Annotated in this window: 19 protein-coding genes; 9 read left to right on the plus strand and 10 right to left on the minus strand. The window is 69.8% G+C overall.

Annotation, left to right across the window (positions count from 1 at the left end):
- The first annotated feature begins 18 nt into the window (after positions 1-18).
- The 4 genes from WS51_RS23375 (at position 19) to WS51_RS23390 (ending at position 5,160) form a co-directional block, all read left to right on the plus strand.
- Positions 19-930 carry a LysR family transcriptional regulator gene (locus WS51_RS23375; RefSeq protein WP_059506444.1) on the plus strand — a complete coding sequence of 304 codons (912 nt, stop codon included), beginning with the start codon at positions 19-21 and terminating at the stop codon, positions 928-930.
- 179 nt (positions 931-1,109) lie between these two features.
- Positions 1,110-2,504, plus strand: coding sequence for a D-arabinitol 4-dehydrogenase (gene dalD / locus WS51_RS23380; RefSeq protein ID WP_059540589.1), 1,395 nt, complete (start codon positions 1,110-1,112; stop codon positions 2,502-2,504).
- Between the two features lie 127 nt (positions 2,505-2,631).
- Entirely contained in the window at positions 2,632-4,113 is a 1,482-nt protein-coding gene (gene xylB, locus WS51_RS23385) for a xylulokinase (protein WP_069229830.1), read from the plus strand.
- Positions 4,114-4,152: 39 nt separating this feature from the next.
- Positions 4,153-5,160 carry a sugar-binding transcriptional regulator gene (locus WS51_RS23390; protein ID WP_174905683.1) on the plus strand — a complete coding sequence of 336 codons (1,008 nt, stop codon included), beginning with the start codon at positions 4,153-4,155 and terminating at the stop codon, positions 5,158-5,160.
- Between the two features lie 123 nt (positions 5,161-5,283).
- On the opposite strand, the gene WS51_RS23395 is transcribed toward WS51_RS23390, so the two are convergent.
- The 8 genes from WS51_RS23395 to WS51_RS23430 form a co-directional block, all read right to left on the minus strand.
- Complete coding sequence (locus tag WS51_RS23395) at positions 5,284-6,393, minus strand: ABC transporter ATP-binding protein (RefSeq protein WP_069229831.1); 1,110 nt, start codon at positions 6,391-6,393, stop codon at positions 5,284-5,286.
- A 60-nt stretch (positions 6,394-6,453) separates the two neighbouring features.
- The gene (locus WS51_RS23400) at positions 6,454-7,197 is read right to left on the minus strand and encodes an HAD family hydrolase (protein WP_059506435.1); all 744 of its coding nucleotides are present in this window, start codon (positions 7,195-7,197) and stop codon (positions 6,454-6,456) included.
- Positions 7,194-8,045 carry a carbohydrate ABC transporter permease gene (locus WS51_RS23405; protein WP_059450081.1) on the minus strand — a complete coding sequence of 284 codons (852 nt, stop codon included), beginning with the start codon at positions 8,043-8,045 and terminating at the stop codon, positions 7,194-7,196. Before WS51_RS23405 ends, WS51_RS23400 begins: the two co-directional genes overlap by 4 nt.
- Positions 8,042-8,989, minus strand: a complete 948-nt coding sequence (locus WS51_RS23410) for a carbohydrate ABC transporter permease (protein WP_059450082.1) — start codon at positions 8,987-8,989, stop codon at positions 8,042-8,044. The genes WS51_RS23405 and WS51_RS23410 overlap by 4 nt, the downstream gene beginning before the upstream one ends.
- A gap of 110 nt (positions 8,990-9,099) precedes the next feature.
- Positions 9,100-10,425: an ABC transporter substrate-binding protein gene (locus tag WS51_RS23415; protein ID WP_059798885.1), complete on the minus strand. Its 1,326-nt coding sequence runs from the start codon at positions 10,423-10,425 to the stop codon at positions 9,100-9,102.
- Between the two features lie 103 nt (positions 10,426-10,528).
- Entirely contained in the window at positions 10,529-11,881 is a 1,353-nt protein-coding gene (locus WS51_RS23420) for a D-tagatose-bisphosphate aldolase, class II, non-catalytic subunit (RefSeq protein WP_060256938.1), read from the minus strand.
- Positions 11,869-12,825, minus strand: coding sequence for a sugar kinase (locus tag WS51_RS23425; RefSeq protein WP_059792207.1), 957 nt, complete (start codon positions 12,823-12,825; stop codon positions 11,869-11,871). The genes WS51_RS23420 and WS51_RS23425 overlap by 13 nt, the downstream gene beginning before the upstream one ends.
- Positions 12,826-12,894: 69 nt before the next feature.
- A complete protein-coding gene (locus WS51_RS23430; protein WP_059450085.1) occupies positions 12,895-13,671 on the minus strand; it encodes an L-iditol 2-dehydrogenase in 777 nt (258 codons plus the stop codon).
- Between the two features lie 328 nt (positions 13,672-13,999).
- On the opposite strand from WS51_RS23430, the gene WS51_RS23435 reads away from it, so the two are divergent.
- The 5 genes from WS51_RS23435 (at position 14,000) to WS51_RS23455 (ending at position 17,477) form a co-directional block, all read left to right on the plus strand.
- Entirely contained in the window at positions 14,000-14,461 is a 462-nt protein-coding gene (locus tag WS51_RS23435; protein ID WP_059450086.1) for a Fur family transcriptional regulator, read from the plus strand.
- Between the two features lie 49 nt (positions 14,462-14,510).
- A complete protein-coding gene (locus WS51_RS23440) occupies positions 14,511-15,425 on the plus strand; it encodes a metal ABC transporter solute-binding protein, Zn/Mn family (protein WP_059450087.1) in 915 nt (304 codons plus the stop codon).
- Between the two features lie 13 nt (positions 15,426-15,438).
- On the plus strand, positions 15,439-16,329 hold the full coding sequence (locus tag WS51_RS23445) for an ABC transporter ATP-binding protein (protein ID WP_059506429.1): 891 nt from the start codon (positions 15,439-15,441) through the stop codon (positions 16,327-16,329).
- Positions 16,322-17,107, plus strand: coding sequence for a metal ABC transporter permease (locus tag WS51_RS23450; protein ID WP_059769571.1), 786 nt, complete (start codon positions 16,322-16,324; stop codon positions 17,105-17,107). Before WS51_RS23445 ends, WS51_RS23450 begins: the two co-directional genes overlap by 8 nt.
- Positions 17,108-17,198: 91 nt before the next feature.
- The gene (locus WS51_RS23455) at positions 17,199-17,477 is read left to right on the plus strand and encodes a hypothetical protein (protein ID WP_069229832.1); all 279 of its coding nucleotides are present in this window, start codon (positions 17,199-17,201) and stop codon (positions 17,475-17,477) included.
- A gap of 28 nt (positions 17,478-17,505) precedes the next feature.
- Here the strand turns inward: WS51_RS23455 and fghA are convergent, their stop codons facing one another.
- Complete coding sequence (gene fghA / locus WS51_RS23460) at positions 17,506-18,354, minus strand: S-formylglutathione hydrolase (protein WP_069229833.1); 849 nt, start codon at positions 18,352-18,354, stop codon at positions 17,506-17,508.
- A gap of 245 nt (positions 18,355-18,599) precedes the next feature.
- Complete coding sequence (locus tag WS51_RS23465) at positions 18,600-20,036, minus strand: xylulokinase (protein ID WP_069229834.1); 1,437 nt, start codon at positions 20,034-20,036, stop codon at positions 18,600-18,602.
- Between the last annotated feature and the right edge of the window lie 230 nt (positions 20,037-20,266).

Below are 20,266 nucleotides of genomic sequence, written 5' to 3' on the forward strand. Positions count from 1 at the left end.
AAGCCATTACGGATCGGCATGACTTTCGATCTCCGACAATTGCGCGCCTTCACGACCATCGTCGCGTGCGGCAGCCTCGGCCGCGCGGCCGACGCGCTGCACGTGACCCAGCCGGCGCTGAGCCGGATCCTGAAGCGGCTCGAGGACCAGGTCGGCGCGCCGCTGTTCGAGCGCCATTCGAAAGGCGTGCAGCTGACGGCGTTCGGCGAGGCGCTGCTGCCGCACGCGACGCTGCTGCAGCACGAGGCCGAGCACGCACGCGAGGAACTCGACGCGATGCGCGGCTTCGCGAAAGGCACGATCAAGGTCGGCACGGTGGGCAGCATCGCGAGCCTCGTGCTGCCGGTCGCGGTCGGCCGCGTGCTCGACCGCTGGCCGAACCTGCGCGTCGAGATTCTCGAAGGCGTGTGGGATCGGCTCGCGCAAGGGCTGAACAAGCACGAGATCGATCTCGCGCTGTCCGCGCACGGGCCCGACACCGACGAGATCGTCGCGATTCCGGAGTGCCGCTGGGAAGATCGCAGCCATATCGTTGCGGCGCCGCACCATCCGCTGCGCATGCTCGGCCGCGCACCGACGCTCGCCGACACGCTGCACGCGCGCTGGGCGATTCCGCCGCGCGGCACCGCGCCGTTCGACCACATGCGCGCGACCTTCGACGCACACGGGCTTGCCCTTCCCGACATCGCGGTCGAAACGCGCTCCGTTACGACGCTCAAGAGCCTCGTCGCGCATGCCGGCTTCCTCAGCTGGATGGCCGAGCCGATGTACGGCGCCGAACAGCGCGCCGGAACGATCGACACGCTGCCGGTGCGCGAGGTCGTCGCGGTGCGCACGCTCACGGCATTCCGGCGCCGACACGGCATCCTGCCGGGACCGGCGGGCAAGCTGCTCGACGAACTCGTCGCGCTCACGCGCGAGCAGCGCTGACGCCTTTCCTCGGCCGGGCGCGGCTTGCCCGCTGCCCCCGCAACGCCGCAACGCACCATCGAAATGCCGTGTCCCCGCCTTGACTTTCGCTCGCCCGAATACGATCATTCGCTCACACAAAGAGCAAATGATCGTATTCATATTCGACAGGAAAGACTGGCACGAACAGGAGACACCGGATGAGCGAATCGTCCCCCGCCCGCGCGCCCGTGCTGCTGCACATCGGCGCGGGCTCGTTCCACCGCGCGCACCAGGCGTGGTATCTGCATCGCGTGAACGCGGCCGTGCCGGCCGACGAGCGCTGGTCGCTGACCGTCGGCAACATCCGCGACGACATGCGCGCGACGATGGACGCGCTCGCCGCGCAGCACGGCGCGTACACGCTCGAAACCGTCACGCCGCAGGGCGAGCGCGCGTACGAAACGATCCGCGCGATCTCGCGCGTGCTGCCGTGGTCGATCGACCTCGCCGCGTTGATCGACGCGGGCGCCGACCCGGCCTGCCGGATCGTGTCGTTTACCGTGACCGAAGGCGGCTACTACCTCGACGAACACAACCGGCTCGACCTCGCGAACGCCGATCTCGCGGCCGATCTGCAGGGCGCGCGCACGACGCTGTACGGCGCGCTCGCGGCGCTGCTCGCCGAACGCGTGAAGCGCGGCGCGGGCCCGCTCACGCTGCAGAGCTGCGACAACCTGCGCAACAACGGCGCGCGCTTTCGCGCGGGCATGCGTGAATTCCTCGAACGGCGCGGCGAAGACGGACTGCTTGCATGGTTCGATGCGAACGTCGCGACACCGAGCGCGATGGTCGACCGCATCACGCCGCGCCCGACCGCCGACGTGCGCGACCGCGTGCGCGCGGCCACCGGCGTCGACGATGCCTGCCCGGTGATGGGCGAATCGTTCATCCAGTGGGTGATCGAGGATCGCTTCGCGGCCGGCCGGCCGCGCTGGGAGCTGGCCGGCGCGGAGCTGGTCGACGACGTGCACCCGTACGAGGAAGCGAAGATCCGCATCCTCAACGCCACGCACAGCTGCATCGCGTGGGCCGGCACGCTCGCGGGCTACACGTACATCCACGAGGGCACGCACGACGCGGCGATCCGCCGGTTCGCGCACGACTACGTGACGCAGGACGTGATCCCGTGCCTGAGCCCGAGCCCGCTCGATCTCGGACGCTACCGCGACGTCGTGCTCGAACGCTTCGGCAACCCGTACGTGCTCGACACGAACCAGCGCGTCGCGGCCGACGGCTTCTCCAAGCTTCCCGGCTTCATCGCGCCGACGCTCGCCGAATCGCTCACGCGCGGCGCGGCGCCGGTCGCCACCGCCGTGCTGCCGGCGCTGTTCCTGCGCTTTCTCGAACGCTGGGCGCGCGGCTTGCTGCCGTATGCATACCAGGACGGCGTGATGGACGACGGCGTCGCGCGCGCGATCGTCGAAGCCGACGACCCGGTCGCCGCGTTGTGCGCGAGCCGCGCGCTCTGGGGCTCGCTCGCCGGCAACGCGGCGCTGTTCGAAGCGCTGCGTGCGGGGCTCGCACGCGTGGACGCATGGCTCGCGCAGCGCTGACGCGCGGCGCTCCGCGGCCTGCCAGCCGGCCGCCCGCGGGCGGTCGCGCATCCGGGCGAACCTGCGTTGGCATGGCCGCGCACGTGCGGCTAAAGTAGCGGCTCCTCACTGACGCAACGGATCGCTCATGTATCTCGGCATCGACCTCGGCACCTCGGAAGTGAAGGTGCTGCTGCTTGCCCCGGACGGCACGGTGATCGGCACCGCGGGCACGCCGTTCAGCGTGTCGCGGCCGCACCCGCGCTGGGCGGAGCAGCATCCGGACGACTGGTGGCGAGGCACGCTCGCCGCGCTCGCGGCGCTGCGCGAGCGGCATCCGCAGGCATTCGCGCAGGTGCGCGGGATCGGCCTGTCGGGCCAGATGCACGGCGCGGTGCTGCTCGGTCGCGACGACCGCGTGCTGCGCCCCGCGATTCTGTGGAACGACATGCGCAGCGCCGACGAATGCGCGCTGCTCACCGAACGCGCGCCCGATCTGCACGCGCTGGCCGGCAACCTGGCGATGCCCGGCTTCACCGCGCCGAAACTGCTGTGGGTCGCCAAGCACGAGCGGGACGTGTTCGCGGCGACCGCGTGCGTGCTGATGCCGAAGGACTACCTGCGCTTCCGTCTGACCGGCGCGAAGGTGTCGGACCCGTCCGACGCGGCCGGCACGCTGTGGCTCGACGTCGCGCGCCGCGACTGGTCCGACGCGCTGCTCGCCGCGTGCGACATGACGCGCGCGCAGATGCCGCGCATCGTCGAAGGCAACGCGCCGTCCGGCACGCTGCGCGCGGATCTCGCGCGCGAGCTCGGGCTGTCGGAGGCCGTCGTGGTGGCCGGCGGCGGCGGCGACAACGCGACGAGCGCGCTGGGCATCGGCGCGATCCACGCGGGCGACGGCTTCGTGTCGCTCGGCACGTCGGGCGTGCTCAGCGTGGTCGGCGACCGCTTCATGCCGAACTCCGCATCGGCCGTGCATGCGTTCTGCCACGCGATTCCCGATCGCTGGCAACTGATGAGCGTCGTGCTGTCGGCGGCGAGCTGCCTGCGCTGGGTCTGCAAGCTGACGGGCACCGACGAGCCGGCGCTGCTCGCCGAAATCGAGGCGCTCGATGCGGACGCGCTCGCGACGGCGCCGCTGTTCCTCCCCTACCTGTCCGGCGAGCGCACGCCGCACAACGATCCGTACGCGCAGGGCGTGTTCTTCGGGATGACGCATGCGACCGAACGCGCGCACCTCGGCTACGCGGTGCTCGAAGGCGTGACGCTCGGCCTCGCGGACGGCCTCGACGCGCTGCACGCGGCCGGCGTCGAAACCGACCGTCTGTCGCTGATCGGCGGCGGCGCGCGCAGCGCGTTCTGGGCGCAGCTGATCGCCGACGCGTTGAATGTGCGCACCTGCCAGCACGGCGGCGGCGAAACCGGCGCGGCGCTCGGCGCCGCACGCCTGGGCTGGCTCGCCGTCGGCGGCGATCCGCATGCGGTGCTGACCAAGCCGCCGGTGCGCGCCGAATACGCGCCCGACGCCGGCCGTCATGCGCGGCTGCGCGAGCGCCTCGACGCGTTCCGCGCGCTGTACCGCCACGTGCGCCCGCTTTACGAACCGTCGCGCGCGCGACTCGTGTAAGCACCGCCGCGGCCGCACGTCCGGCATGCGTTACAGTGGATGCCGTTGCGCCGCCCGACGGCCGACCCCGATCCGAACCGAACCGCTATCGTGTCCAAGTCCTCAGAAAAACTCGATCTCGCCACGCGTGCCGCGTGGCTCTACTACGTCGCGGGCGACACGCAGAACGAAATCGCCGAGAAGCTGCAGGTGTCGCGCCCGGTCGCGCAACGCCTCGTCGCGTTCGCCGTCGAGAAGAACCTGATCCGCGTGCGCGTCGATCATCGGCTCGCCGACTGTCTCGAGCTCGGCGCGCAGCTGTCGAAGCGCTACGGGCTCGCGATGTGCGAGGTCGTGCCCGTCGATGCGGACGCGCCCGAAGCGATCGACCGCAAGCTCGCGGTCGCCGGCGCGCAGGTGATGGAGCGCTACCTGAACGAAACGCGGCCGATGGTGATTGCCGTGAGCAGCGGCCGGACGCTGAAGGCCGCGGTCGCGCAGATCGCGCAGATCGAGCGGCCGCAGCACCGGCTCGTGTCGATGGTCGGCGCGATCGCGGCCGACGGCTCGTCGAACCGCTACGACGTCGCGCAGTACATCTCCGAGAAAACCGGCGGCAAGCACTTCCTGCTGCCCGCGCCGCTGTTCGCCGACAGCGATGCCGAGCGCGCGCAATGGTGCAATCACCGGCTGTACCGGATCGTCGACGCGTTGTCGGCGCAGGCCGACGTCGCGTTCGTCGGGATCGGCAACATCGGCCCGCACTGTCCGCTCTACGAGGACGGCTTCATTACCGAACAGGAACGCGACGAGATGACCGCGCTCGGTGCGGTCGCCGAACTGCTCGGCGTGCCGATCGATGCGCAGGGCAAGCTGGTCGACGTGTCGACCAGCGCGCGCGTGACGAGCGTGTCGCTCGACACGCCGCCGAAACGCCCGACGATCGCGTTCGCCGGCGGCCCGAAGAAGCGCGACGCCGTGATCGCGGCGCTGCGCGGCGGCTGGCTGTCGGGGCTCGTCACCGACGAAACCTGCGCGCGCGCGGCACTCGACGCGAAGGCGGGCTGACGCCGCCGAACGCTCACGCGGCCGCGCGACGCGCGGCAAACGCGTGCCGGCGTGCGCTGCTGGCGCCGATCCGGGCCGCCGCCAGCAGCGCGACGAGCGCCGCCGGCATCGTTCCCGCGCCCGTCACGCCGCCTTCGCGTGCGGGCTCAGCCGACGCAGCGCCTGCCCGCGTTCGTCGAACAGGTGGCAGTGCTCGGGCTGCGCATGCACGTGCAGCGTCTCGCCGGTGCGATACGTGTCGAGCGGCGGAATCCGCGCGATCAGCCCGTCCGGCGCGACGGCCGACTCCGCGTACAGATACGCGGCATCGCCGAGCGATTCGACAGCCATCGTCCGTGCGGCGACACCGTCCGTCGCCTGTCCCACCAGCAGATGTTCGGGCCGCACGCCGACGGTCACGGCCGCGCCGCGCTGCAGGCCCGCCGCGTCGACGGCGACGAGCTGCGTCTCGCCGCTGCCGAAACGCACCAGCACGCCCGTCGCATCGGCCGACTCCACCGTGCCCGTCAGGAAGTTCATCTTCGGCGAGCCGATGAAGCCGGCGACGAACTGGTTGGCCGGCGCGTGGTACAGCGCGTTCGGCGTGCCGACCTGTTGCACCTCGCCGCCCGACAGCACGACGATCTTGTCGGCGAGCGTCATCGCCTCGACCTGGTCGTGGGTCACGTAGATCATCGTCGTCTTGAGCTCGTCGTGCAGCCGCGCGAATTCCAGCCGCATCTTCACGCGCAGCGCCGCGTCGAGGTTCGACAACGGCTCGTCGAACAGGAACACCTTCGGCTTGCGCGTGATCGCGCGGCCGATCGCGACGCGCTGGCGCTGGCCGCCCGACAGCTGCTTCGGCTTGCGGTCGAGCAGGTGATCGATGTGCAGGATCTTCGCGGCCTGCTTCACCGCCTGGTCGATCTCGGGCTTCTTCGCTCCGGCGAGCTTCAGGCCGAACGCCATGTTGTCGTACAGCGTCATGTGCGGGTACAGCGCATACGACTGGAACACCATCGCGATGCCGCGCTTCGCGCTCGGCACGTCGTTGACCTTCGCGCCGTCGATCAGCAGGTCGCCGCTCGAGATGTCCTCGAGCCCGGCGATCATCCGCATCAGCGTGGATTTGCCGCAGCCGCTCGGCCCGACGAACACGACGAATTCGCCGTCGGCGATGTCGAGGTTCACGTTGCGCAGCACTTCGGTGTCGTCGTAGCGCTTCGCGATGTTGCGCAGGAGCACGCTTGCCATGATCTGTCTCCGTTCGTTCATGATGCGCCGCGTGCGACGCGGCGCGATCGTTCGTGGTTGCTAGTTCGGCAGCACGGCGCCGGTCGCCTGCCAGCGCGCGACGTAGCCGGGCAGCTCGTGCATGTCGTCGAATACGTGACGCGCGCCGATCCCGCGCAGCGCGTCGATCTGCGCGGCCGACGCATGCCCGCCGCCGACGAAGCCGAGCACGGTCATGCCGGCCGCGGCGGCCGCGGTGATGCCGGTCACGCTGTCCTCGACGACGAGGCATTGTGCGGGCACCGCGCCGAGCGCGCGGGCGGCCGCGAGATACACGTCGGGTGCCGGCTTCGGCCTCGCGACGGCGTCCGCGCAGAACAGCCGGTCGCCGAAGAAGCGCGCGAGGCCGGTGCGTGCAAGCGCCGCCTCGACGTATGCGCGGTAGCTGTTGCTCGCGCATGCGGTCGTCATGCCGATCGCGGCGAGTGCCGTGTCGATGCCGTCGACCATCGGCGCGTTCACGGCCGCCGCTTCGACCGCGCGGCGGATCGCGTCGACGTCGTCGGCGCTCAGCGTGCGGCCGACCGCCTCGCTCGCGCCGGCCAGCACGCGCTCGATGCGCAGCCCGAGCAGCGGCATCACCGCCGGGCGCGCGTCGACGCCCGGCCAGCGCGCGTCCAGCTCGCGCACGATCACGTCGGCGGCAACGGCCTCGCTGTCGATCAGCACGCCGTCGCAATCGCAGATCAGCACGTTCGTCCCGTGACCGAACGGGCCATTGCCGGCCGCGCCTTTGCTGGCCGCGCCTTTGCCGGCCGCGCTCATTTAACCGCCCCGAACGTGAGCCCGCGCACCAGCTGCTTCTGCGACAGCCAGCCGACGATCAGGATCGGCGCGACCGCGAGCAGCGAAGCGGCGGACAGCTTCGCCCAGAACAGGCCTTCAGGGCTCGAGTACGACGCGATGAACACGGTCAGCGGCGCGGCGTTCGAGCTCGACAGGTTGATGCTCCAGAACGCCTCGTTCCACGACAGGATCACGAGCAGCAGCGCGGTGGACGCGAGCCCCGGCAGCGCCATCGGCATCAGCAGGTAGACGATCTCCTGCCACGTCGACGCGCCGTCGATGCGCCCGGCCTCGAGGATGTCCTTCGGGATTTCGTTGAAGTAGGTGAAGGTCATCCACACCGCGATCGGCAGGTTGATCAACGTGTACACGATCACGAGGCCCGACACGGTGTCGAGCAGCCCCGCGTTCTTCCACAACAGGTAGATCGGCACGAGCACGCCGACCGACGGCATCATCTTCGTCGACAGCATCCACAGCAGCACTTTCTGCGTGCGGTGGTTCGGGAAGAACGCCATCGCGTAGGCCGCCGGCACCGCGAGCAGCAGCGAGATCACCGTGACGCCGGCCGAGATCAGCACCGAGTTCCACGCGAACGCGAAGTAGTTGCTGCGCGCGAACACCTCGCGGAAGCTGTCGAGCGTCGGCATGAAGAACAGCGTCGACGCGTACGCCTGCTGCTCGGTCTTGAACGCGGTGATCGCCATCCAGAAGATCGGGAAGAACAGCAGCAGCGCGAGGAGCCACGCGAGCGCGCCCGGCAGCGCACGCCGCACGAGGTCGAGCGGAGCCGAGGCGCGCCGCCCTTCGAAAGTCAGGTCGCTCATTTCTCGTACTCCCCCTTCAGGTTGCGCGCGAGCATCCGCACCAGGAAGAACGACACGACGTTCGCGACCACGACGGCGATGATCCCGCCCGCGGATGCGAGGCCGACGTCGAACTGCTGCAGGCCGAGCGCGTAGATCAGGTACGACAGGTTGGTCGTCGCGTTGCCGGGGCCGCCGCCCGTCGTCGTGTAGATCTCCGCGAAGATCGACAGCAGGAAGATCGTCTCCATCATCACGACGACGGCGATCGCGCGCTTCAGGTGCGGCAGCGTGATGTAGAAGAACATCGCGATCGGGCCCGCACCGTCGATGCGCGCGGCTTCCTTCTGCTCCTGGTCGAGCGACTGGATCGCCGTAAACAGGATCAGGAATGCGAACGGCAGCCACTGCCACGCGACGATGATGATCACGGCGGTCAGCGGGTAGTCGGCGAACCAGTCGATCGGCGTCATCCCGAGCGCGCGCATCGCGTTCGCGACGAGCCCGTACACCGGATGCAGGATCATGTTCTTCCAGATCAGCGCGGCGACCGTCGGCATCACGAAGAACGGCGCGATCACGAGCAGGCGCGCTACGCCCTGCCCGTAGAACTTGCGGTCGAACAGCACGGCCATCAGCACGCCGCCGACCACGGTGATCGCGAGCACCGCGCCGATCAGTACGAGCGTGTGCCCGATCGCGGGCAGGAACGACGGATCGGTCGCGAGGAAGCGGTAGTTGTCGAACCCGGCAAAGCCCTTCACGTCCGGATTCAGCAGGTTGTAGCGCGAGAACGAATACCAGATCGTCATCGCGAGCGGAATCGACATCCACAGCAGCAGCACCGCGACGGACGGCGACACGAGCCAGCTCGCGCCGCCGCGTGCGCGGCGCGGCGCGCCCGGCGGCGACGACGCGTCGCCGACGGACGGCGCGTGGCTCAGGGGAAGACGTAAATGACGCATGATCGGAGTTCCTCCGGTTGACGCGCGGGCGAAAACGGCCGGCCCGCCTTGCTGCTTCTTCGGCCCGTGCCGCGCGCGACGGCGCGACGCGGGCCGCGTGACTCCCCGCGTTACTTCCTGTAGCCGGCCTGACGCACCGCGCGGTCGGCGGCGGCCTGCCCGGCGGCGAGCGCCTGGTCGACCGACATCTGGCCGGCCACCGCGCCCGCGATCGCCTGCCCGACCACCGTGCCGAACGACTGGAATTCAGGAATCCCGACGTACTGCACGCCCGTGTACGGCACCTTCTTCAGCGACGGGTCGTTCGGGTCGGCCGTCTCGATCGCCTTCAGCACGAAGTCGGAGAACGGCGCGGCGGCCTTGTACTCGGGGCGCTGGTAGGTCGATGCGCGCGTACCCGGCGGCACCGACGCCCAGCCCTCGTCCTTGCCGACCATCTCGATGTACTGCTTCGACGTCGCCCACGCGATGAACTTGCGCGCGGCGTCCTGCTGCTTCGACGTCTTCGGCACGGCCAGCGCCCACGCCCACAGCCAGTGCGAACCCTTCGGCGTGACGGCGACCGGCGCGGCCGCGAAGCCGATCTTGTCGGCGACCTGCGACTGCTGCTTGTTGTAGAGCATCCCGGCCGCGACGGTCGCATCGATCCACATCGCGCACTTGCCCGACGCGGTCAGCGTCAGGTTCTCGTTGAAGCCGTTCGAGCTCGCTCCGGGCGGGCCGTCCTTCTTCAGCAGGTTCACGTAGAAGCCGATCGCCTTCTTCCATTCCGGCGACGTCAGCTGCGCGTTCCAGTTCTCGTCGAACCAGCGCCCGCCGAACGTGTTCACGACCGTCGACACGTACGCCATGTTCTCGCCCCACCCGGCCTTGCCGCGCAGGCAGATGCCATAGGTGCCCTTCGCCTTGTCGGTGAGCTTGTCCGCGAATTCGGCGATCTGGTCGTAGGTCGGCTGGTCGGGCATCTTCAGCCCTTTCGCCGCGAACAGGTCCTTGCGGTAGAACGTCATCGAGCTTTCGACGTAGAACGGCAGCGCGTACAGCTGGCCGTTGTACGACAGGCTGTCGCGCGCGGTCTTCACGATGTCGTTCAGGTCGTAGTCGGCGGGCAGGCCCGTCATCGGCGCGAGCCAGCCGCGCTTGCCCCACTGCGGCGTCTCGTACGTGCCGATCGCCATCACGTCGAACTGGCCGCTGCCGGTCGTGATGTCGGTCGTCGCGCGCTGGCGCAGCACGTTTTCCTCGAGGATCACCCAGTTCAGCTTGATGTCCGGGTTCGCCTTCTCGAACGCCGGCGACAGCTTCTTCAACTCGATCATGTCCGGGTTGTTCAGCGTCGCGATCGTCAGCGTGCCGGCGGACGCCGCGCACGCGGCCGTCGCGAGCGCGGCCGTGGCGAAGCAGCGTGCGGCGGCATCGAGCATCTTTCGTTGCATGGCATGTCTCCTGTGATTGTTCGAACTGTCGGCGATGTTGCGTACTGCGTATTGGGTATTGCGAATTGCGTGTTTCGTGTTGCCTCGCTTCGTTCGCGGCCCGTCACGCCGGCCGCTGCATCCCGCACGCGCGCGCGTAGTGCGCGATCACGTCGCGTATCCGGTGGCGCACCCATGCGCGCGGCTCTCTCGCGAGGCCGCCCGCGCGGCACGCCGCGTACACGTCCGGCAGCCACTGCGCGACGAGCGTCTCGGGCACCGGCTGCCGCGCGAGGTTGTCGAACAGCTGCTCGACCGCCGCCGCGACGGCCGGCTGCAGCCAGTAGTAGCGGATCCGGTCGCTGTAGCTGAACTGGCGCGCGAGCCGCTGCGCGGCCTCGTCGCCGCGGTAATACGGCGCCCAGTGCTCGGGTTGCGCGCGCATCGCGGCGTCGACGACGTCGCGCAACCGCGAGCGCTGCGCGACGTCGTCGATCAGCGCGTCCTCGATGAAAGTGAGCGCGAACAGCGCCTCGCGCAGCGCGAAGGTCAGCGCGGGCCCGACCTTCAGCACCGCGAAGTGATCGCGCACGAGCGCGGCGAGCGCGCCTTCGGTCTGGTAGTCGGTCGAATGCGCTTCGAACACGAGGCCCGGCGTGCGCAGGATGCTCGCACCGAGCGACGCGGCCTTCGCGCTGTCGTAGTCGAGCACGTGGCGATCGTCGAAATCGACGCCCGGCTGCGCGACGATCGCGACCACGCGTGTCCATGCGTCGTCGAGCCCGGCCGCCGTGAAGGCGCTGCGATGCGCGTCCAGCGTCGCGGCGATGCTGTCGCTGCGCGTGACCGCGATCCGCGCGATCGCGTCGCTACCCGTGTCACCGGCCACTTCGCCGCCCGGCGTGGGCACCTCGGTGCCGATCACGTAGACGGGGGCAACGCCTGCGCGCGCCGCCGCGTCCTCGGCCGCGCGGCACAGCTCGGCCGCGCGCGCGGCGATCGTCCGGTCGTCGAGCCGCTCCGGATCGTCCGCGCATGCCATGCTGGCGTCGAGGTGGATCTTTTCGAACCCGGCTTCGACGTACGCGGCGACCATCGCGACCGCTTCGCGCATCGCATCGGCCGCGCGACGGTGCCGCCACGGGTTCGGGCCCAGATGGTCGCCGCCCAGCACGAGCGCCGACGGCGCGAGCCCGCAGCGCTGCGCGATCGCATCGACGTCGCGCCGGAAATCGGCGGGCGTCATGCCCGTGTAGCCGCCGAGGTGATTCACCTGGTTGCAGGTCGCCTCGATCAGGAGCGGCGAGCCGTCCGCACGCGCGGCCTCGCACGCGGCCTCCAGCACGAGCCGGTGCGCGCTGCAGATCGAATAGATGCCGCGCTGCGCGTCCGCGCGGTTCGCGTCGAAGATCATTCGCAGCACGGTGCCGGCGTGCGCGTTGCGCGGGCGCTCGGCGACGGGCGTCAGGCCGGACATGCGATACCTCGTTCGGTCAGGAAGCGGTCGATTTCGGCCGCGCTGCTGTTGCCCTCCATCGGGCCGCGCCGCGTGACCGCGATCGCACCGGCCGCGTTCGCGCGGCGCAGCGCGACATCGATCGGCAGGCCGGCGACGAGGCCCGCGACCAGCGTGCCGCCGAAGCAGTCGCCGGCGCCGGTCGGATCGAGTTCGTCGACCGGCCAGGCCGGTGCGTCCACCCGGCTCGCACGATCGAACGCGGCGCTGCCGGCCGCGCCGCGCTTGAGCACGACGCGCTCGAGCAGCGGATGCGTGGCGAGCAACCCCGCGATCGCGCGCTCGGCCGGCTGCGGCCCGCAGAAGAACGGCAGGTCGGCCTCGCTCGGCAGAAACAGGTGGCAAGCGGCGAGCATCGTGTCGAGCGCCGCGCGCATCGGCCGGAAGCTCAGCATCTCGGGCCGCACGTTCGGGTCGAACGACACCTTCGCGCCGACGCGTGCCGCCTCGATCACGCCGCGCTGGACCGCCGCGATCGCCGATTCGCTCGTCAGCGACGAGCCCATCACGTGGAAGTAGCGGCAGCCGTCGAACATCGCGGTGTCGACGTCGGATGCGTCGACGCACGCGGCCGCGCTGGTCGACAGGCTGAACACGAAGCTGCGCGAGCCGTCGTCGCGATAGGCGACGAACGCGGTGCCGGTCGGACGCGCGACGCGGCGAATGCGCGTGACGTCGACGCCGTCGCGCTCGAGCCGCGCGACGATCGCGTCGCCGAACGCATCGCGGCCCACGCACCCCGCATACGCGACGCGCGCGCCGAGCCGCGCGGCCTGGTCGGCGAAGATCGCCGGCGCACCGCTCGGAAACGGACCCGCGAACAGCCCCGGCGCATCGAAGCCCTGCCCGCGCTCGGCGGCGACGAATTCCGCCAGCAGTTCGCCGGCGACGACGATCTCGGCCATCATGCGTGCCCTCGTGCGGCGGCCGCGCGCGGCGCGCGCGCCCGGGTTGCGGGTGCGAGCGGCGCCATGTCAGCTCATCCAGTTGCCGCCGTCGACGTTCAGCGTCTGGGCGGTAATGTAATCGGCATCGGCCGACGCGAGAAACAGCGCGGCGCCCGTCAGGTCGCCCGGCACGCCCATCCGGCCGAGCGGCACGGCTTCGCCCACGAGCCGCTTCTTCTCGCCGAGCGGCCGGTTCTCGTAGCGCGCGAACAGCGCATCGACCTGCTCCCACATCGGCGTGTCGACCACGCCCGGCGCGATGCCGTTCACGTTGATCCGGTGCGGCGCGAGTGCGAGCGCGGCCGATTGCGTGTAGCTGATCACCGCGGCCTTGGTCGCGCAGTAGTGCGAAACGAGCGCCTCGCCGCGACGCCCGGCCTGCGACGACATGTTGACGATCTTGCCGCCGCGGCCCTGCTCGACCATCCGCTGCGCGACGGCCTGCATCAGGAAGAACAAGCCTTTCACGTTAACCGCGAACAGCCGGTCGAACACGTCCCAGGATTCGTCGAGGAGCGGGCGCATGTCGAACAGCGCCGCGTTGTTGAACAGGATGTCGACGCCGCCGAAGCGCTCGACGGCGGTCGCGACGATGCGCTCGATGTCGTCGCGGCGCGTGACGTCGGCGGTGACGGCCACGGCGCGGCCCGGGTTCGCCTCGATCAGCCGGGCGAGCGACCCGCCCGCGGGCTTCACGTCGACCAGCACGCAGCGCGCGCCTTCGTCCAGATAGCGTTGCGCGACCGCTTCGCCGATGCCGCTTGCCGCGCCCGTCAGGATCGCGACCTTGTCTTCCAGTCTCACTGGTTGTCTCCGGTTCGTTCTGCTGTACGAAGGTCGCGAGGTGAGCGAACGCTCGCTGACCGATCAATTGCTCTGTTGTTGGTCGAATGATCGGATACGCGATTCACGGTGTCAAGGCGGCACGGCGGCTTTCGATGATGCACTGCGCAACGGCGACGCCGGGCATCGGGCGGAGAACCACGCCCGGCAAAGGGCGGCGCGCCGGGTGCGGCGCGGCTGAAAACGGCGATGAAGGGGACGGAGCCGGTGCGCGGGACGAATTCGCGCTGCACGCCGGAAAGATACGTTATATCATCGCGATACTTCGTTACATCGCCTGCTTCACGCCATGGCCACTTCATCGCCCATCGATGCCCGGCTGTCCCGGGCCGACGCATTCGCCGCCGAGCACGGGCTCGCGTGGACGCCGCTGCGCCGCCAGGTCTACGAGCGCGTGCTGGCCGCGCAGCGCCCGATCGGCGCGTACGACCTGCTCGCCGAGCTGGAACCGCAGCGCGGCCGCGTGCCGCCGACGACCGTCTATCGCGCGCTGGATTTTCTCGTCGAGCACGGCTTCATCCATCGGATCGAATCGAAGAACGCGTTCTTCGCGTGCTGCGAGATCGGCGTGCCGCACGAAGGCCAGTTCCTGATCTGCGACGCGTGCGGCGAGACCGTCGAGATTCCCGGCAGCGACCTCGCGAAACAGCTGTCCGCGAGCGCGCCCGCGCACGGGTTCGAAGTCCATCACCAGGTCGTCGAGCTGAACGGCCTGTGCGGGCACTGCAAGGGCAAGCCCGCGCCACGCTGATACCGCACCCGCGCGGCGCATGGCGCCGCCCCTTCCAATGAGGAGTTTCATGTCCATGTTCCTGAAGCGCGCGCCGCGGCGCGCCCTGCCGCTTGCCCGTCTGTTCGCCGCCGCGCTCGCCGCGCTGTCGATCGCCGCCCCTGCGTTCGCGCAGGCGGCGACCGTCAACGTCGTCGCCGCGGAGAATTTCTATGGCGACGTCGTGTCGCAGATCGGCGGCCGCCACGTCGCGGTGACCAGCATCCTCAGCAATCCCGACCAGGATCCGCACCTGTTCGAGGCGAGCCCGAAGACGGCGCGCGCGCTGCAGCACGCGCAGGTCGTGATCTACAACGGCGCGGACTACGATCCGTGGATGGTCAAGCTGCTCGGCGCATCGAAGCAGGCGAAGCGCGCGACGATCGTCGTTGCGGATCTCGTCGGCAAGAAGGCCGGCGACAACCCGCACCTGTGGTACGACCCGGCCACCATGCCGGCCGCCGCGCGCGCGATCGCGGCCGAGCTCGGCCGCGCCGACCCGGCGAACAAGGCCGACTACGATGCGAACCTGCAGAAGTTCGTCGCGTCGCTGAAGCCCATCGACGACAAGGTCGCCGCGTTGCGCGCGCAATACAAGGGCGTGCCGGTGACGGCCACCGAGCCGGTGTTCGGCTACATGTCCGACGCGATCGGCCTCGACATGCGCAATCAGCGCTTCCAGCTCGCGACGATGAACGACACCGAAGCCAGCGCGCAGGACGTCGCCGCGTTCGAGAACGACCTGCGCAAGAAGCAGGTGCGCGTGCTGATCTACAACAGCCAGGCCGAAGCGCCGATGACCAAGCGCCTGCTGAAGATCGCGCGCGAAGGCGGCGTGCCGAGCGTGAGCGTCACCGAGACGCAGCCGGCCGGCAAGACCTTCCAGCAATGGATGGCCGGTCAGCTCGATGCGCTCGCGGCCGCGCTTTCCGCCAGCAAGAAATGACCCGCGCAACGACATGACCGCCACTCCCCACGCACTCGCACTCGATGGCGTCACGCTCGAACTGGGCGGACGCACGATCCTGCGCGATGTGAGTTTCTCGATCGAACCGGGCGAATTCGTCGGCGTGCTCGGGCCGAACGGCGCCGGCAAGACGACGCTGATGCGCGCGGTGCTCGGCCTCGTGCCCGTCACGGGCGGCACACTGTCGGTCGGCGGCATGCCGGTCGTGCGCGGCAACGCGTCGATCGGCTACATGCCACAAATCAGGAGCGGGCTCGCGAATCGCCGGATGCGCGGTTACGACTTCGTCGCGATGGCCGCCGACGGCCATCGCTGGGGGCTGCCGCACACGAACGCCGCGACGCGGCGCGACGTCGATCGCGTGCTCGATCTCGTCGGCGGCGCGACGCTCGCGCGCCGGCCGTTGTCGGAGCTGTCGGGTGGCGAGCGGCAGCGACTGCTGCTCGCGCAGTGCCTGCTCGGCAGCCCGAAGCTGCTGCTGCTCGACGAGCCGCTGATCAGCCTCGACCCGAACCACCAGCGCGGCGTCGTCGAACTCGTGCGCAACGTGCAGCGCGAGCTCGGCATCACCGTGCTGTTTTCCGCGCACGAACTGAATCCGCTGCTGAACGCGCTCGATCGCGTGCTGTATCTCGGCAACGGCGTCGCGGCGCTCGGCACCGTCGACGAGGTGATCACCAAGCCCGTGCTGTCGCGGCTCTACGGCTCGCCCATCGACGTGATGCGCGTGAACGGCAAGATCTTCGTGATGTCGGGCGACGTCGAAATCGAAAAGCACGATCACGAACACGAGGACGACGACGGCCACGCGCACGGCGGTGGCGGCGGCCACGGCCATCACCACCACGGACACGCTCATTCCGGGCATTCGCACGATGTTTGAATACGACTTCATGATCAACGCGTTCGCCGCGTCAGGGATCGTCGCGGTGCTCGCGGGCATCGTCGGCTACTTCCTGGTGCTGCGCGGACAAACCTTCGCCGGCCACGCGCTGTCGCACGTCGGCTTCACCGGCGCGACGGGCGCGGTGCTGCTCGGCATGTCGCCGATCTGGGGGATGGTCGGTTTCACGCTGGCGGCCGGGATCGGCATGGGCGCGCTCGGCGAGCGGCTCGCGGGCCGTGACGTCGCGATCGGCGTGATCCTGTCGGGCGCGCTCGGTTTCGGCCTGCTGTTCCTGCACTTCTTCACGTCGTTCGCGACGCAGGTCACGGCTCTGCTGTTCGGCAACGTACTCGCGGTCAGCCACGACACGCTCGCGGTGCTGGCCGGCATCGGCGTGGTGAGCCTCGTCGCGCTCGCGCTGATCGCGCGTCCGCTGCTGTTCGCGTCGCTGCAGCCCGAACTGGCCGAAGCCAAGGGCGTGTCGCTGCGCACCGTGTCGATGCTGTTCCTCGCGGTGTGCGCGCTGGCGGTGGCCGCGGCGACGCAGATCGTCGGCGTGCTGCTCGTGTTCACGCTGCTGGTCGGGCCGGCCGCGGCCGCGCAGAACGTATCGACGCGGCTGTCGACCGGCGTGCTGCTCGCCGCGCTGTTCGCGCTGTTCGAAGCGTGGGCCGGCATCGCGCTCGCGTATCACACCGACTGGCCGACGAGCTTCTGGATTACCGCGCTGTCGGCGTTCGTGTATGGCATGAGCCTGTTGCGGCGACGCACGTGATCGTCGGTCGGTCGAGAGACTTGCTGATCACGCAGAAGCCGGTTCCGATCCCCGGTTCCTCCGTGCAGGCATACGGCACGATTGCCGTCAAATGAAGCGAGTCGCGTACCGAGCCGCAGTCATCGCATGGGTGCTCGTGGCATCCGTGTCGCTCGCGAGGCTGTGCCTTACTCACGAATCATTCGCACTCCCGATTCCCGAGCACGCGTGGGCTTGGCTCTTCACTCACGTTCCCGGCTTCCGGGACGGCGAGGCCGGCGATGATCTCGTCATCGTCGCGCACCGGCTGATGGCGCTTGCAATCGTGATACCGGCGACATGGCTCGCGTTGCGCATGCTGCGAAACCGGAAGCGCCACGCCACCCGCTGACGCAGGATGGCGCGGCCGGCTTGCCGCACTAACGCGACAACACCCGCGCATGATGCGCGATGTGATCGGCGATGAACGTCGAGATGAAGTAGTACCCGTGGTCGTAACTCGCATGGCGGCGCAGCGTCAGCGGCTGACCGGCCTTCGCGCACGCGGCTTCGAACACGTCCGGGTTCAGTTGGTTCGCAAGAAACTGGTCGGCGAGGCCCTGGTCGACGAGGATGCCGTCCGCGAACTTCGGCGCATCCGCGCGCGCGACGAGTTCGCTTGCGTCATGCTGCTTCCACGCTTCGCGATCGTCGCCGAGGTAGCCCGAGAACGCCTTCTCGCCCCACGGGCAACGCGTCGGCGCGGCAATCGGCGCGAACGCCGACACTGACCGGTACAGGTCGGGGTGGCGCAGCGCGAGCGTCAGCGCGCCGTGCCCGCCCATCGAGTGGCCGAAGATCCCGAGCCGCGCACCGTCGATCGGCAGTTCGGCCGCGACGAGCTCGCGCAGCTCGCCCGTCACGTACGACTCCATCCGGTAATGCGCGGACCACGGCGCTTGCGTCGCGTCGACGTAGAAGCCCGCGCCGACGCCGAAATCCCACGCATCGGTCTCACCCGGCACGCCCGCGCCGCGCGGGCTCGTATCGGGCATCACGAGCGCGAGGCCGTGCTGCGCCGCGTATTGCTGCGCGCCGCCCTTGATCGCGAACGTCTCCTCGGTGCACGTGAGCCCCGCGAGATAGAACAGCGCCGGCACGCGGCCATGCGCGGCCTGCGGCGGCAGGTACACCGAGAACTTCATCGACAGGCCGATCGCCTTCGAATCGTGGCGATAGAAGCGTTGCTCGCCACCGTGGCAAGCATGCGAAGAAACGAGTTCGAGCATGGGTTCCCTTCCGTTCGATACAGCACGATCGGGCGAATCGATTCGCCCGTGTTCATCGGTCGGCGTCGCCGTGGAGCGTCGCAAGCAGCCGCGCGTGCGGGTCGGGCCGACCCCGCGCGATACGGCACGGCGATACCGAAGCGTGCCCGTCATGATTCACCATCCCGCCGCCCGTCGCGTGCGGGAAACAGCCGCCGGCTTGCCGCGATGCGTCACCGCTGTCGCGACCGGACAAGGGCCCGAGTTTAAACGCCGGCCGTGAACCACGCATCCGTTCGCGCATACAGATCGACGAAACGCGCATGGCGTGCGTCCAACGCGCCGTCGTCGTGCGGCGCGGCCACCGGCGACGCGGCTGGCGCCAGCGTGTGCAGCGCATCTTCGCGCCAGTGTCCGATCGCGACGCCCGCGAGCAACGCGGCGCCGCGCGTCGCGGCGTTCGGGCAATCGACCGCGTCGAGCGACGCGCCGAGCGCATCCGCGAGCAACTGGCGCCAGCGCGGATCCACCGAGCCGCCACCGGCGAGGCGCAGCGTCGTCACCGGATCGGCCCGGTTCGCATCGCGGATCGCGTCGAGCCCCGCGCGCAACGCGAATGCGACGCCCTCGAACGCGGCGCGCATCATCGCGCCGCGCGTGTCGCCGAGCCCGAGACCGAGCCACCCTCCGCGTGCGTCCGGATTCATCCACGGCGAACGCTCGCCCGTCAGGTACGGCAGGAAGCAGAGCCGCTCCGACGCCGGCCGCGCGAACGCATCGTCGTACGCATCCGGCCACCCCGGATAGCCGAGCCAGCCGCGCACGGCTTCGAGTGCGAGGCCGACGTTCTGCATCGCGGCCATCGTGTAATAGCCGCCGCCCGCCGCCGTGCGGTAACGATGCAGCCCGTGCCGTGCGGGCGGCAATACGTCCGCGAGCACGACGATCTGGCCGCCGCTGCCGGTGGTCAACAGCGCATCGCCGGCCGCGACGAGCCCGCTGCCGAGCGCCGCGCACGCGGTATCGGCCGCGCCCGTCGCGAGCGGCACGCCGGCCGGCAACCCGAGTGCCGCCGCTGCCTTCGCATCGAGCACGCCGCAGCGGGCGCCCGACGCCCGCAGCGGGGCGAACCGGTCGACGGGCAAGCCCAGCGCAGCGATCAGCGCCGTATCCCACGCACCGTCCGGCGTCGCGAGCGTCGTCGCGCAGGCGTCGCTCGGATCGGCCGCGACCTCGCCGCCCAGCGCGACGCGCAGCCAGTCCTTCGGCTGCACAGCCCAGCGGGCGCGCGTCAACGCCTGCGGCTCGTGTGCGGCCAGCCAGCGCAACAGCGGGCCCGCCATGCCGGGCGCGACCGGATTCGGCGCCATCGGCCAGTCGGCCGCGTCCGCTTCACGCACCGCGCGCGTGTCGGGCCACAACAGCGCGGGCCGCACCGGCTGCCCGGCCGCGTCGATCAGCACGACGCCATGCATCTGGCCGGAGAAGCCGATCGCCGCGACCTGCGCGCGCTCGCCGGCCGGCAGCCGCGCCGCGGCACGCACGAGCGCTTGCCACCATACGTCGGGGGCGATTTCCGCCCAGCCGGGCTGCGGCGACGACAATGCATAAGGTTCGCTCGCAACCGAGCGTTCGACGCCATCGGCATCGAGCGTGACGAGTTTGACGGAGCCGGTACCGAGGTCGATTCCGAGCAGGCGCATGACGGTTTGGCGTATTCGAGTGAACGGATATCGATGATAGCGGGATCGCGAGATGCGGCCCGATTTGCGCGGCGCTTTTCACGCCGCGGCGGCGCGAAAACACGGCTGCGCGCAACCGGTGCCCCCTGGCCGCACGCTGCGCGCCAAAACGGCCGCCAGCGGGTTAACCCGGCGCGATTTTCCTTCGGTCGTTTTTTCCACTATGCCGAGCGCGCGATACACACCATAAA

This window comes from Burkholderia territorii (genome assembly GCF_001718335.1).
Lineage (GTDB): Bacteria > Pseudomonadota > Gammaproteobacteria > Burkholderiales > Burkholderiaceae > Burkholderia > Burkholderia territorii.

Coding starts and splice junctions, on each gene's coding strand:
- WS51_RS23375 (WP_059506444.1), top strand. CDS start 19: ATGACTTTCGATCTCCGACAATTGCGCGCCTTCACGACCATCGTCGCG.
- dalD (WP_059540589.1), top strand. CDS start 1,110: ATGAGCGAATCGTCCCCCGCCCGCGCGCCCGTGCTGCTGCACATCGGC.
- xylB (WP_069229830.1), top strand. CDS start 2,632: ATGTATCTCGGCATCGACCTCGGCACCTCGGAAGTGAAGGTGCTGCTG.
- WS51_RS23390 (WP_174905683.1), top strand. CDS start 4,153: ATGCCGTTGCGCCGCCCGACGGCCGACCCCGATCCGAACCGAACCGCT.
- WS51_RS23395 (WP_069229831.1), bottom strand. CDS start 6,393: ATGGCAAGCGTGCTCCTGCGCAACATCGCGAAGCGCTACGACGACACC.
- WS51_RS23400 (WP_059506435.1), bottom strand. CDS start 7,197: ATGAGCGCGGCCGGCAAAGGCGCGGCCAGCAAAGGCGCGGCCGGCAAT.
- WS51_RS23405 (WP_059450081.1), bottom strand. CDS start 8,045: ATGAGCGACCTGACTTTCGAAGGGCGGCGCGCCTCGGCTCCGCTCGAC.
- WS51_RS23410 (WP_059450082.1), bottom strand. CDS start 8,989: ATGCGTCATTTACGTCTTCCCCTGAGCCACGCGCCGTCCGTCGGCGAC.
- WS51_RS23415 (WP_059798885.1), bottom strand. CDS start 10,425: ATGCAACGAAAGATGCTCGATGCCGCCGCACGCTGCTTCGCCACGGCC.
- WS51_RS23420 (WP_060256938.1), bottom strand. CDS start 11,881: ATGTCCGGCCTGACGCCCGTCGCCGAGCGCCCGCGCAACGCGCACGCC.
- WS51_RS23425 (WP_059792207.1), bottom strand. CDS start 12,825: ATGGCCGAGATCGTCGTCGCCGGCGAACTGCTGGCGGAATTCGTCGCC.
- WS51_RS23435 (WP_059450086.1), top strand. CDS start 14,000: ATGGCCACTTCATCGCCCATCGATGCCCGGCTGTCCCGGGCCGACGCA.
- WS51_RS23440 (WP_059450087.1), top strand. CDS start 14,511: ATGTCCATGTTCCTGAAGCGCGCGCCGCGGCGCGCCCTGCCGCTTGCC.
- WS51_RS23445 (WP_059506429.1), top strand. CDS start 15,439: ATGACCGCCACTCCCCACGCACTCGCACTCGATGGCGTCACGCTCGAA.
- WS51_RS23450 (WP_059769571.1), top strand. CDS start 16,322: ATGTTTGAATACGACTTCATGATCAACGCGTTCGCCGCGTCAGGGATC.
- WS51_RS23455 (WP_069229832.1), top strand. CDS start 17,199: ATGAAGCGAGTCGCGTACCGAGCCGCAGTCATCGCATGGGTGCTCGTG.
- fghA (WP_069229833.1), bottom strand. CDS start 18,354: ATGCTCGAACTCGTTTCTTCGCATGCTTGCCACGGTGGCGAGCAACGC.
- WS51_RS23465 (WP_069229834.1), bottom strand. CDS start 20,036: ATGCGCCTGCTCGGAATCGACCTCGGTACCGGCTCCGTCAAACTCGTC.